Raw genomic sequence first — 13,457 nt, forward strand, 5'->3', positions numbered from 1 at the left:
TGCGCATCTTATAAAGTATGCCTTCGAGCGTTTTTCTATGGTCGGGCTTATTATAAATTCGACCACTTAAGTACATTACTTTTGATAAGACATTCCATGTCCCGTCTGTTAACATTAATCTTGGCATGTAGGTTCGGTGTAAAGTTTTCTGGCGAATTCAATTATACCTTATCTTCATGCTGTTTGTTTTTCATACCACAAAGATCAACACGCCCTAGTTATTTATAAACAGCATAGAGCGATATTTTATGTTGTGGGTTGGGTATAAAAAAGCATGCGGCCAGATAATATTTTACATTAGCTGGCCGTATATTTTATTTACTTTGCAATATTTAGTTTATTACCTTAGGCATTAACTGGCGTACGTTCATCCTTTTTAACGCCCATAAAAATAGCGTAAAGCACAGGTATAACAATTAAGGTTAGTAATGTGGCAAAGAGTAGGCCAAATACTAATACAACCGCCATTGATTGGAAAAACGCATCAAAATAAAGCGGTATTACCCCAAGTACTGTTGTTAGTGTTCCCATCATTACTGGTCTTACTCGGCTATTAGCCGAATCGACAATGGCATCATAACGTGGTTTACCTTGCTTAATTTCCATATCCATTTGATCAACCAATACAATGGCATTTTTAATGAGTAGACCAGATAAAGAGAGCAATCCTAATATCCCCATAAACTCAAGTGGGGTTTGAGTTGTTACTAAGCCAAATACCACGCCTATAAGAGCCAGCGGTACCACAAGCCAAATAATAATAGGTTGTTTTAAAGCATTGAATAACACCACTACAATTAGCACCATAGCTAAAAGGCCAAGTGGTAGTGTTGATGCAAGCATTTCATTTGACTCTTTTGATTGCCCATACTCACCATCCCATTCCAATGTGTAACCGGCAGGTAAGTCAATCGCTTCTATTTGTGGCCTTACTCGATTAAATAATTCAGATGCAAGCTGCCCAGGAAGTGGATCGGCTTGAGCCTTAATTGTCCACATTCTATCTTCGCGCTTTAAAATACCATCACGCCATACGGTTTTAAATCCATTAGTAACTTGCTCTAATGGGATTGTTTTACCTGTGATTTGGCTAGGAATTTGAATGTTGCCTATATCATTAACATTCGAGCGCTCTTTTAGGGGAGCTCTAACAATAATAGGAATTAACTCTTCACCTTCTCTATATTGGCCAACCGTTTTACCAGAAAAGTTTTGTTGTAACGCTTCAGCAATTGCTTTGCGTGTTACACCTGCACGCTGGGCATTAATTGGCGAGTATTGCGGTTCAATAACCCTAACTTGCTGGCGCCAAGTATCTTTAATTGAGAGTGCACCGCCGTCATCAATCATGATTGCTTTCGCTTTATCGGCTAATTCACGAATTACTGCGGGTTCTGGCCCTTTAAATGTAGCCTCAATTTTAGAACCACCTCCGGGTCCCATTACAAAACGCCATACTTTGCCCTGCGCTTCTGGGAAGGTGTCATCTATATACGCTTGTACTTTAGGGATCATAGTATCAAGCACTTTATAGTCATCTACTTTAGCTAATATTTGGCCATAAGAACTGTTTGGTGATTCTGCTCCATAAATAAGCATAAATCGTAAACCGCCACCACCAATTAAGGTTTGTAGGCCCTCAATACTCTCTTGTTGTTGAATAAAGGATTCAAGCTTGATCATATCTTTTTTGGTTTTTTCGATATCAGTTCCTTGCGGTAACCAAAAATCTACTACCATTTGTGGTGTTGTAGAGGCTGGGAAAAACCCAGATTTTACAAACTGAAATCCCCACATTGATGCACTAAAAGTAAATATCACTACAGCAACTGTTAACCAGCGATGATTAAGCGAGCTAACAACAATGGATTGATAAGCCGCCATAATCATATTAGGCTTAGCTGTTGTAGAGGTGTCTTTATCTTGTTCTTTAAACAAGCAAAAACAAAATAGTGGCGTTAGGGTAATTGCAAATAACCAACTGTAAAGTAAAGAAATTAAAATAACCCAAAATAAATGCCCAGTAAATTCGGCAGTATCACCCGGTGCTAAACCTATAGGTGCAAAGGCCACAATACCTACCAAAGTGCCGCCTAATAAAGGCCACCTTGTTTGCTTTACAACTTCAGATGCTATTTCTAGCTTTTTGCGCCCTTGTTTAGTACCCACCAGTATTCCCTCGGTGACAACAATGGCATTATCAACCATCATCCCTAAAGCAATAATTAATGCCCCAAGTGAAATTCGGTGCATGGGTATGCCGCTAAAGTCCATGGTTGCTAGCGTGGCAAAAATAGTCAGTAGTAATACTGCGCCAATAACAAGCCCAGAGCGCAGCCCCATAAATACAAGTAAAGTAACAACAACAATAATTAATGCCACAATTACATTTACTACAAAGTTATCTACCGATGCCTGAACAACCTTACCTTGATGATAATATTCATGCACTGTTATACCAATGGGTCTCACGTTTTCAGCTTGTTTAACGCGCTCATCTACGCGCTCAAACACTTTAACAACGTTAGTACCAAGCACACTGGCAACCCCTAAAGAAATTGCCGGTTGCCCGTTGTAACGTACAAGTTTAGTTGCTGGGCTTTGAAAACCACGATATACATTAGCAATATCTTTTAAATATATAGCTTTACCGTCATTGGTGGCGCTCACTAATAGATTTTGTATTGTTTCAATAGAATTAATAGAGCCGGTTGGATCTATAAAAATACGTTGATCACCAATTTGCGTATTACCGGCACTTATTACTGTATTTTGCTTATCTAAAATTGAATAAATATTACTGATTGAGCTACCTAAAGTGGCCAAATCTTCACGGGCTATTTCAACAAAAATACCTTCTTGTTGAACACCGGTCATGGCTACTTTAGCAACGCCTTTAACTTGTAAAATATCACTTTGCAGGTTTTTAGCGTAAGCATGCAGCTCATCAGGAGAGTAACCCTCGGCTGTAATTAAATAGCTCAAACCATATACATCGCCAAAATCGTCAAATATTTGTGGCGTACCTGTACCTGGTGGAAGGGAAGGGAAGGGCGAGCATCATTAATTTTATTTCTTAGTTTGGTCCATATTATCTGTAGCTCAGACTTTGTCGGCGAAAACTCCGATTTAATCTCAACTTTGATCTCAGACATACCCGATGAAGAGGTAGACGATATGCTATCAATTTCCTGCAATTCTTGAATAGCACGCTCTAAAGGCTCAGTTACTTCTCGGGCTACCTCTAAAGGGCTCGCACCAGAGTAAGGAACAAACACTTGTGCGGTACGAATTATAAACTCAGGGTCTTCAAATCGTGCCATGTTTTTATATGAAGAGAAGCCAAAGCCTAACGTCAGTATAATAATTATGGTACTAATGAGTTTGTTATTAATAGTCCACTTTGCTAAATCCATTACTCAAGCTCCTATGACTTAGTCCAAGCGCGTACTTTCATACCATCGGTTACATAATTTGCACCGGCACCAACAATTACATCGCCGGCTTTTATACCACTGGTAACAACTAGTTCTTCACCAATACCGTTTACTAAGGTGACAACCGTTTTACTCACGATCATAGATTCACTTACTGCCCATACATAGTGCTGGCCATTTTCTTCAAAAATAGCAAATGTAGGCAGAGTAATTTCATTTGTAGTCGACTTATTATCAAATTCGATACGTAAACTGGCATTCATGCCGGGTAAAATATTTAGGTTTTGCGGTACAGCAAATGAAAACCTAACTTCATAAGTTTGGCTAGACGTATCAGCTTCTAAATTAGCGCGACGAAATGTAGCAGGAATAGGAGTATTAGCAGCTGATTCTAAAAGTACAAAGGCACGGCTGTCTGTACGCGAGTCAACGGTGGCAACAATAGAAGATGGAATATTAACAACCACTTCCATTTCGCCTTTACCAAATAAAGTAACTATATGCTGGCCTGCATTTACATTCTCAAGCGCCTCTACTGGTACAGCGGCTACAATTGCATCATAAGGGGCAACTAAAGTACTGTCTGTCAGTGCTTTTTTTGCTGAGTCATAGCGAGATTGAGCAACTTCTTTTTTCGATTTTAGCTGCTCTATATCTCTAGCCGAAATTACGCCATCTTTAGAGAGCTTAATTCCGCGATCAAAGTCATTATTAGCTGTTTCATACTGTATTTTTGTAGAGTTTACTTCGTTAATAAAGTTACGCTTTTCTAACGATGCCAGTTCGTCACCTTTTAATACGGATTGCGCTGCAATAACATTGAGTTTGTCTATTTTACCGCCAACTTGAAATGCCAACTTTGCGCTTTTTATCGCATCGACAGTAGCAGGATAAGTAAGAATGTTTGATTGCGCAGTATCTTTAATGGTAATTAATTTAACAGGCTTTGGGGCCTTTTCAATTTTTGTATCTACCTCAGGCTCAGAGCAGCCCGACAGTAGTACTGCTAATGCAATGCTTAGCGTATATCGATTTTTTACTACATGTTTTATATTCATATTTTATGCCTTTTATAAAAATCAGGTACGCTTAAACTATATAAACCGGTAAACCTACAACAAACTGTGTAACTATTAATAACCTTATTACTTATAAGGAGTATCACCATTGCTTTTATTAACTTTCCCAACGACTTATGAATAATTATACCAAATCGATTGAGTGTAATTCTGTATTGTTATGTTGTTATTAGAAGTAAACGCTATAAAGCCAAATACTGCAATTATAATTGTTATTATAATGTTAATTTAATATTTGTTATACAAAGAGTATACTTTAGCGCATATTATTAAGAATATCATTGTAAATTCAATGCGTTAATATATCTGTGCGTTAATGTTTTTGTTTGTGCGATTGTGTAACTCAGTGATACAGGTAAGTATATTATGTTGCAAAATTGCGAGTTTGAAAGAGCTTACCATATTGCTAGGGCTACTTTAAGTACTGTATGAGGCTAGGTTAAGGGCTTTACCTGAGGTGTTGCTTAATAATTAAGTTAATGAATAAAAGCACAGTATAGGTACTGTGCTTTTTTGTATATATATTAGATTCTTAGCGTGTTACTGCTAGTGCTTCTTCCACACTAAAGGCGCCATCGAGCAGTGATTTACCTAAAATAATACCGCCAATACCCAACTCTTTGAGCTTTTTAATGTCATCAAGTGAGCTTACGCCACCAGATGCTTGTACTTTAATAGTTGAGTTATGCTTAATTAAATCCTCGTACAGCGCGAACGATGGGCCGGTCATGGTGCCATCCTTACTGATGTCCGTACATAAAAAATCGATAACACCTAAGTTAGCATAAAAATCTACTAGCTCAAGTAAACCAAACTCAGATTCAGTTAGCCAACCATGGGTTGCCGGAGCCCAGCCAGTGGCTGTTTTATTTACATCAAGGGCAATAACAAAGTGCTCTGCGCCAAACTGCTCAATCCAGGCTTTAACTTGTTCGCGTTTTTCAACCGCCATTGAGCCAATAACCACTTGGTTTGCGCCGGCTTTTAGCCAATCACTTACATCTTGCTCACAGCGAATGCCACCGCCAACTTGATACGGCACATTAAGTGCTTTTGTAGCCGCTTGAATGTGTTGCCACTGTTTTTTACTTGGATCGCGGGCACCTTCTAAATCAACTAAGTGAAGTTTACCTGCGCCGCTGTCGGCGTATTCTTTTAAACGCGCGCCTAACTCGAATGGGTAAAACTGTACAGTCTCGTATTTGCCTTGGTATAAGCGCACAATTTGATTTTGTAATACGTCTAATGCTGGAATAATCACAGTGTGTCTCTTTATTAATAGATGAGGGGCAGCCTACAACTGCCAATCAACAAAATTTTGTAATAAACGCGCGCCTATTTTAGCGCTGCGCTCTGGGTGAAACTGCATGCCGGCATAGTTATCTTTGGCCACTATGGCCGAAAAACGTTGTCCGTACTCGCCACTTACTAATGTGGCGTTGTTTACCGTGTGCGCAAAGCTGTGTACAAAGTACACTTGCTCGTCTGGTGTTAGTCCTTTTGTTAAGGCATGCTCTTTATTTATGGTTAAATTGTTCCAGCCCATATGCGGTGACGTAAGTTGACCTACATCAAGCGCTGTTACATGCCCAGGTATTTTACCTAAGCACTGCACGTTACCTTCTTCGGTGCTTTCGCACAGTAACTGCATACCTAAGCAAATACCCATTAGCGGGCGCTGGTATTCGTTTATAGCGTGTTGCCAACCGTTATCTACTAAGCGTTTCATGGCAACCGAAGCATGGCCAACACCGGGTAATATAGCGCGCTCAAAACCCGCTAACTGCTCTGGAGAGGTAATTACAGTTGGCGTTTGTCCTAAACGTTCAAAGGCAAAACGCACTGAGTTTATATTAGCGCACCCGGTATTTATTATCGCAATCATAAACACCCTTTAGAGCTAGCAGTTTGCTGGCTAATATCTTGCGCTATTGCCATGCGCAGTGCGCGAGAAAAAGCTTTAAATAAACCCTCTACTTGATGATGGCAGTTACCGTCGCTTACCGATAAAATTAGGCTAATTGCGGCGTTATCGCTTAAGCTTTTGAAAAAATGCTCAACCATTTGTACATCTAAATCGCCTGCTTTTTCGCGGCTAAAATTAGCGTTAAGTACAAACGAAGCACGCCCCGATAAATCAATTTGTGCTTCGGCTTTACATTCATCCATTGGCAGGGCAAAACCATAGCGAGCAATTTGCGATTTAGTGCCTAAGGCTTGTTTAAGTGCAACACCTAGAGCAATACCTATGTCTTCAACAAGGTGGTGCTCGTCTATGTGCAAATCGCCTTTGGCTTTAATGTTTAAACCAATGTTGGCGTGGGTGCGAATTTGATCAAGCATATGATCAAAAAAGCCAAGGCCGGTATCTATACTGCCGTTTTTAGTTTGATCTAAGTTTATTGCTACATCTATTTGAGTTTCTTTGGTATTACGTGTAACGCGGCCCTCGCGGTTTGCGGTAGTTAGTTTAGTAACTATTGCACTCCAATCGCCATCGTACAAAATACCTTCGCAACATAAATTTTGCGCCAGGCCTATATCAGTTTCACGGTCGCCAATTACAAAAGAGCGCGCTAAATCTACTTTGCCAGAACGCATTAGCTCGGTAAGTAAACCTGTTTTAGGTTTACGGCAATCGCAGTTTTGCTCGTCAAAGTGTGGGCAAATTAATACCTCGTCAAAGCTAATGCCTTGGCTTTGCATTATTTCCATCATTTTGTCTTGTGCTATGTCAAAATCCTGTGTAGGAAAGCTGTCGGTGCCTAAACCATCTTGGTTAGATACCATTACTAAGCGATAGCCTGCTGCTTGTAATTGTAATAATGCGGGCATTACACCGGGTAAAAACGCCAGCTTTTCAAGGCTGTCTACCTGTTTATCGGTAATTGGCTCTTCAATTATGGTGCCGTCGCGGTCAATAAATAAATAGGGGTTACTCATGATACTTCCTGTTGTGCTGAAATTGCTGAGGCTGTTGGCAATGCTAGGCCATCAAGCCAAATTTTTACTTGTTTAAGTTCTTGTTCGCTACCAATTGAAATGCGTAGCCAGTCGCTTTCACCATATAAGGTAAAAGCGCGCATAACCAAACCTTGCTCAAGTGCGATTTTAAAATAGTTTTTATCGGCTAACTTTAAAGTAACAAAGTTACCTTCACCAGTGAGAATTTTTAATACAGCAGGCGATTCACTTAGCCACTGTACAAGTTTAGCTTTTAAAGCGTTTAAAATAATCACTTGGCGGCGCATTGAGGTAATTGCATCGGGAGCAATTGCTTGCGCTGCAATACTTGCTACTACGCCAGATACCGGATACGGCGCTATTACTTTACGAATTGGCGCAAGAGTTGCTGCTTGTGCAAGCGTAAAACCGGTTCTAAGGCCTGCCAGTGCAAATGCTTTTGAAAGGGTACGTAGCACCACTACATTACTAAATTGGTTTATTAATTTTGTAGCGCTTTGCTCTGGGCAAAATTCTATATAGGCTTCATCAACAATAACCAATGCTTTATCTGCAAGTGCTGTTGCAATTGCTGTCACTTTATCAAGTGGGGTTAAGCTGCCTGTGGGGTTATTTGGGTTACAAATAAATACCAATTTTGAGCTGCCAACCGCATCTACTATTTCATCAACACTGCCATTTAATAATTGCGCTTGTGTTAGTGCGTTAATGGCGACATTGTGTGTATCGGCAGTGACTTTATACATGCCGTAAGTTGGCAAAAATAGCGCAATGCTGTCTTTTGCGCTTTCGCAGTATGTTCGCACTAAAAGCTCTATGCCTTCGTCGGCACCACGGGTCATTAGCACGTTTTCGCTTTCAAGCTCTGCATACGCCGCGTAGCGGTCAATAACCAGTTGTGGTTGTGGATCTGGATAGCGGTTTAAATCTTCAGCACTCAGCTGGATGGTTTTAGCATAGGGGCTTTCGTTGGCATTTAACCAAGTTGTGCCGCTTAACTTTTCACTTTTAGCTGAGCTGTAAGCAGCAAGCGCTGCAATATTCTTAGGTAATAAGCTAGACGCTTGTGCGCTCTCATTGCTCATTTTTAATTGCCTCTAAACGAATTGAAACCGCATTTGCGTGAGCATCAAGGCCCTCGGCATTTGCAAGGGGTAAAATAGCTTTTGACAGCTGGGTTAAACCACTTTTAGTAATTGTTTGCACTGTGTAGGTGCGAAAAAAATCAAGTAAGTTCAAGCTAGAATAGCTTGCGCTATAACCATAGGTTGGTAATACGTGATTAGTACCTGATGCATAATCGCCTGCCGATTCAGGCGTATAATCGCCCACAAATACTGAGCCCGCATTTTTAACTTTATTTAGGTAGGGTGTGGAGTCTGCTAGTTGCAAAATTAAGTGCTCAGGGCCGTACTGCGCTGATACGTCAAACGCTTGTGCGACTGAGTCAACTAAAATAAGTGACGAGTTAGCCAAGGCTTGCTCGGCGGTTTCTTTACGGCTTAATTTAGCAAGTTGGCGAGTAAGCGCCTGCTGAGTTTGTTCTATAATACTTTCGCTGTTACATAATAAAATAACTTGCGAGTCAGCACCGTGCTCTGCTTGTGAGAGTAAATCGGCGGCTATAAATTCTGGGTTTGCACGTTCATCTGCAATAACTAATACTTCAGATGGGCCTGCTGGCATATCAATGGCCATGCCAGGTACAGTTTGCGCCACAAGTTGCTTAGCCATAGTGACAAAGCTATTACCTGGGCCAAAAATTTTATTTACTTTAGGCACTGACTCTGTGCCATAAGCCATTGCTGCAATTGCGCCTGCGCCACCACTTTCTATTAGCGTGGTAATGCCGCATAATTTTGCTGCGTATAAAATAGCGGGGTTAATGGCCTTATCGTCTTGTACGGGGGTAGCAAGTACAACGGTTTTTGCACCGCTTAATTGGGCTAATACACCTTGCATAATAACCGATGATGGCAGCGGTGCACTGCCACCGGGTACATATATACCAACAGCTTCGATGGCTTGATATTTCAGTTCACACACAACGCCCGGTTGGGTCGATAATTTAATATCTTTAGGTAATTGCGCTTCATGAAAACATTTTACATTTGCATAAGCGGTATCAATGGCATACTTAAGCTCTGCACTGAGCGCCTGCTCAGATGCGTTTATTTCATCAAGCGGCACACGTAAACGTGGATTCGCTCTATTATCAAACTCTTTAGCCATGTCTAGCAAAGCCTCGTCGCCTTGCTCTTTTACTTTAGCTAAAATAGTTTTACATATAGCTTCAACCTTTGCGCTTACAGAAACTGCAGGGCGCATTAGCGCCGCTGCTTGTACTTGTGAAGATTCCTCATTCCAACGAAGCATGGTACTTACTCCATCATTTTTTCAATTGGCATAACTAAAATAGAGTTAGCGCCTAGGGCTTTTAACTGCTCCATTGTTTCCCAAAATAATGTTTCGCTGCTTACCATGTGCAGTGCTACGTATTCATCATTACCCGCAAGGGCAAGTAGAGTCGGTTGACCAGAACCAGGTAAAATTTCACAAATTTCATCAAGTTTGTTTTTTGGTGCGTGTAGCATGATGTATTTGCTTTCTTTAGCTTGTCTAACACCACGTAGGCGCGGCATAAGCTTATTGATTAGTGCTAGTTTGTCAGCGTCTTGCAGATCTTTATTTTGAATTAAACACGCGTTTGATTCTAAAATTGTTTCGCCTTGAATTAAGCCGTTAGCTTCAAGTGTTGCGCCAGTAGATACTAAATCACAAATTGCATCAGATAAACCTGCACGCGGCGCTACTTCAACAGAACCCGTAAGCATTACTGTACTTGCGTTAATGCCTTCGCGCTTTAACCACTGAGTTAAGATTTCTGGGTAGGTAGTCGCAATACGTTTGCCTTCAAACCAGCTCTTATCGCGAGCGCCAAGCTCTTGTGGCCATGCAAGTGCAAGACGACAGTAACCAAAGTCTAGTTTTGAAAGTTTGGTTACTTCACTTGGAACACCTTGTCGTTCACGTTCTGCTTGAACTTCTACAAGTACGTTTTCGCCAACTATGCCTAAGTCACATACACCGTCCATTACTAAACCCGGAATATCGTCATCGCGCACACGTAGTACGTCAATTGGCATATTAGTTGAGTGTGCAATTAAGCGTTGTTCACGAAGGTTAAGTTTAACACCTAACTGTTTAAGCAGATCTTGACAATCTTTAGATAGGCGGCCGCCTTTTTGGATGGCGATACGTAGACGATTACTGTTGTTCATTATTCATTTTCCTTTAATTTAAAAACTAAAAACCCCGAGGGGAACCTCAGGGCGAAAATGAATCAATGTTATTTGAATCGCCAGAGGTTCCTTTTAGGAATAACCTCTCAGCGAAAGACCTGACAGGTTATTCCGGTGAATGGTGGTGATGATGTACTGTTGTCAGGTTTAAGCGCATTTTTTATCCTATGTAACTGCCCGTTGTTTTGTTATCTGTTTAAATAAATTTCGCATTCATAAAAACATAAGCAGCTATATTATGGCAAGTTTTTTTTAGCTTAATTAAAGCATATGTTATAACTGTCGATACTATTAAGATAATAAGCGCAATTTTCGCCAATAATTGGTTGTTTATTACTCAAACCAAGTGGTTAATGAATAAAATGAAAAAATAAGGAAGTACTTATGGATATTATGATCCCTTATTTAGGAAGAATAACTAGGCTAGAAGTTGAGTCAAAAAGTGCTTTTCATATTGCGGGTGTGCAAAGTGGGGCTGCCGCTGAAAAAGTTGAATTAGAGAATAAAAAAAGGCGTGAGTTACAAAAAAAGAAAAAGCTCAATATGCTTGATGATCAAAATAATAAAAAAAAGTCTAACCTAGATGATGACGAAAACCCCCATTTAGATACATGGGCTTGATAATACCAACTTTACTAAATACATAAGCAATTAACGCAAAAAGGCCCTTGCGGGCCTTTTTACTATGTATTTTGCCTATGCCAATTAGCTTAAACTCTTAAGCAGATAGGCATTACTCTTGGTTTTTGCCTTTAAATATATAAAAGCTAAATATAGCGAACACACATACTTGAGCCACAATACCTTGCCATGTTGATTTTATACCAAGCCATGCAATATCAAAGCTCATTGGCAGTGATGCAATACCTATTATATCGGCCTCTTGCAGTGCAATAACTGCTTTGCCCATAAGCACAAACGAGAGTGCAAATAATAGGTAAGTGGTAATTGCAAAAAACTTAGCAACCGGTAATTTAATTGAGTATTTAATTAATACCCACGTAATAATAGCCAGTATTGCTACACCGATGGCAAAACCCGATGCAATAGATGAATATTGAGCAGGCGAGCTTTGTGTTAATAATGACTGGTAGAACAGCACTGTTTCGAATACTTCACGGTAAACGGCAATAAAAGAAAGCCCAGCTAATCCCCATAATGTACCCGACTCAAGACGCTTATCTATATTGTCTTTGATGTATTTTTGCCATTGCTGCGCACTGGTTTTACTGTGCATCCATACGCCAACATACAGTAAAATTACAGCGGCAAACAATGCACCAGCACCTTCCATAACTTCGCGACTTGCACCACTTATTTCTATTAATGTTTGCGCCGCAGCCCATGTTAAGCCACCAGCAATAAGTGCGGTTACCCAACCAACATGTACATATTTAAGTGCGTCTTGGCGTTTAGTTTTAATAAGCACAGTCATAAGGGCAATAACAACAAGTAGAGCTTCCAAGCCCTCTCGCAGTAATATAACTAAACTTGCTGAAAGTAGCGCACCGTCAGTTAGTTTGGTTTCGTTTAGCATGCTATCTGCTTTAGCGAGTTGAGCTAGCGCTGCACTTACTTTTTCGTCAACGATGGCTGCATCTTTCTCGTTTTTAAATGTTTGGCGTAGGTTCATCAGTTGTACTTCGATGTTTTTACGCAGTGTTTCGTCGTAGGCATTTAAGTTGTTTTCAACAAGCTCAAAGCCATCTAGGTAAGCGCTAATTGCTAAATCACTTGCTTGTGAGTAATTGCCTTTAGCATGCGCGGCTTGTGCTGCAAGTAACTGCGTGCGAGTAACCGTTATCGGATTCTTTTTACCGGTAAATAGTTGCTCTGGATTACCACGAAGCCATTTAACGTAATGAGCTTGTGCTTCACTTTGACCTGCCGATAATTGTGCAGGGTTTAAGTTTACAATCTGCGAAGCGGTAATGTTTTGTTCTACATTTTGTGGTTTTTGAACATCTTTAAATGCCAAGCTACCTACATAAAAAGCTAAAGACCAACGTTGTTGTTCATTAAATTGAGTAAAAGCAACCATTGGCGTGTCGTTAATACCGTTACTTACAGCGTCAAATAAACCCATTAATGAGCGGTTAGTTGCGCGTTCTTCATCGGTAAAGTTGGTAGGCTCTGGCGATAAGTTTTTTGCAAGCGGGCCGTCGCCTTGACCACTTGGGCCGTGACACATTGAACAGTTAGCAGCAAAAAGCGCTTTAGTTTGCTCAACAGGAAGTAGTGATGTAGGTAACGATAGTTGCGGCATAAAGGTCAGTAGCGACTCACGAAGCGCTGAGCTTGCTGCACGTACATCGGCAACACTCGCTTTATTGGCAATCGCTGAATGCAGGGCTTTAGCTTGTGCCTTTACTGTACCAAACTCATTTGTTTGGCTTGATAGCTGTCCAGCTTGGTCAATAATGACGTTCGAAAATTCAGTCATTTCTTGATATTCGTCGGGGTCGAGTATTTCACCATTCCCAACAGCTGCCACGTAATCAACACCTACATACTCTGCAAGCTGTGCAATTTGTTTTATTTTTGTTTGCTCATTAGGCGAGGCTGAAACACTAAAGCTTGCCATGACCATTATAAAAAGCATAAAAAAACATTGAAATTGTCGTTTGCCCAGAGAAACCAAATTTAGAAACATGTGAGAATTATTTATGGACATC

11 protein-coding genes and 1 pseudogene are annotated in these 13,457 nt (G+C 40.5%); 1 reads left to right on the top strand and 11 read right to left on the bottom strand.

Annotated elements, in window-relative coordinates:
* From QL998_RS15920 to hisG, 10 genes and pseudogenes are all read right to left on the bottom strand, one after another.
* Positions 1–127, bottom strand: a pseudogene (locus QL998_RS15920) (IS5/IS1182 family transposase); the annotation flags it as partial.
* A gap of 218 nt (positions 128–345) precedes the next feature.
* Positions 346–2,985, bottom strand: a complete 2,640-nt coding sequence (locus tag QL998_RS15925) for an efflux RND transporter permease subunit (protein ID WP_290193047.1) — start codon at positions 2,983–2,985, stop codon at positions 346–348.
* A complete protein-coding gene (locus QL998_RS15930) occupies positions 2,982–3,416 on the bottom strand; it encodes an efflux RND transporter permease subunit (protein WP_290193048.1) in 435 nt (144 codons plus the stop codon). Before QL998_RS15930 ends, QL998_RS15925 begins: the two co-directional genes overlap by 4 nt.
* 11 nt (positions 3,417–3,427) lie before the next feature.
* A complete protein-coding gene (locus tag QL998_RS15935; RefSeq protein ID WP_024604825.1) occupies positions 3,428–4,495 on the bottom strand; it encodes an efflux RND transporter periplasmic adaptor subunit in 1,068 nt (355 codons plus the stop codon).
* Positions 4,496–5,048: 553 nt separating this feature from the next.
* Positions 5,049–5,777 (bottom strand): 1-(5-phosphoribosyl)-5-[(5-phosphoribosylamino)methylideneamino] imidazole-4-carboxamide isomerase, encoded by a 729-nt coding sequence (locus tag QL998_RS15940; RefSeq protein WP_011330113.1) that lies wholly within the window; start codon positions 5,775–5,777, stop codon positions 5,049–5,051.
* A 33-nt stretch (positions 5,778–5,810) separates the two neighbouring features.
* Positions 5,811–6,401 (bottom strand): imidazole glycerol phosphate synthase subunit HisH, encoded by a 591-nt coding sequence (gene hisH / locus QL998_RS15945; protein WP_041454940.1) that lies wholly within the window; start codon positions 6,399–6,401, stop codon positions 5,811–5,813.
* A complete protein-coding gene (hisB, locus tag QL998_RS15950) occupies positions 6,398–7,459 on the bottom strand; it encodes a bifunctional histidinol-phosphatase/imidazoleglycerol-phosphate dehydratase HisB (protein WP_290193049.1) in 1,062 nt (353 codons plus the stop codon). Before hisB ends, hisH begins: the two co-directional genes overlap by 4 nt.
* Positions 7,456–8,565, bottom strand: coding sequence for a histidinol-phosphate transaminase (gene hisC / locus QL998_RS15955; protein WP_290193050.1), 1,110 nt, complete (start codon positions 8,563–8,565; stop codon positions 7,456–7,458). The genes hisB and hisC overlap by 4 nt, the downstream gene beginning before the upstream one ends.
* Positions 8,555–9,856, bottom strand: coding sequence for a histidinol dehydrogenase (hisD, locus tag QL998_RS15960; RefSeq protein ID WP_290193051.1), 1,302 nt, complete (start codon positions 9,854–9,856; stop codon positions 8,555–8,557). The genes hisC and hisD overlap by 11 nt, the downstream gene beginning before the upstream one ends.
* Before the next feature lie 5 nt (positions 9,857–9,861).
* Positions 9,862–10,761 (bottom strand): ATP phosphoribosyltransferase, encoded by a 900-nt coding sequence (gene hisG / locus QL998_RS15965; protein WP_007580644.1) that lies wholly within the window; start codon positions 10,759–10,761, stop codon positions 9,862–9,864.
* Positions 10,762–11,166: 405 nt separating this feature from the next.
* Here hisG and QL998_RS15970 point away from each other — a divergent pair, with 405 nt between their 5' ends.
* Entirely contained in the window at positions 11,167–11,403 is a 237-nt protein-coding gene (locus QL998_RS15970; protein ID WP_024604831.1) for a hypothetical protein, read from the top strand.
* 112 nt (positions 11,404–11,515) lie between these two features.
* Here the strand turns inward: QL998_RS15970 and QL998_RS15975 are convergent, their stop codons facing one another.
* Positions 11,516–13,372, bottom strand: a complete 1,857-nt coding sequence (locus QL998_RS15975; RefSeq protein ID WP_290193060.1) for an FTR1 family protein — start codon at positions 13,370–13,372, stop codon at positions 11,516–11,518.
* Positions 13,373–13,457: the final 85 nt, after the last annotated feature.

Origin of the sequence: Pseudoalteromonas sp. APC 3691, assembly GCF_030408135.1 — a bacterium.
Taxonomy (GTDB): Bacteria; Pseudomonadota; Gammaproteobacteria; order Enterobacterales; family Alteromonadaceae; genus Pseudoalteromonas.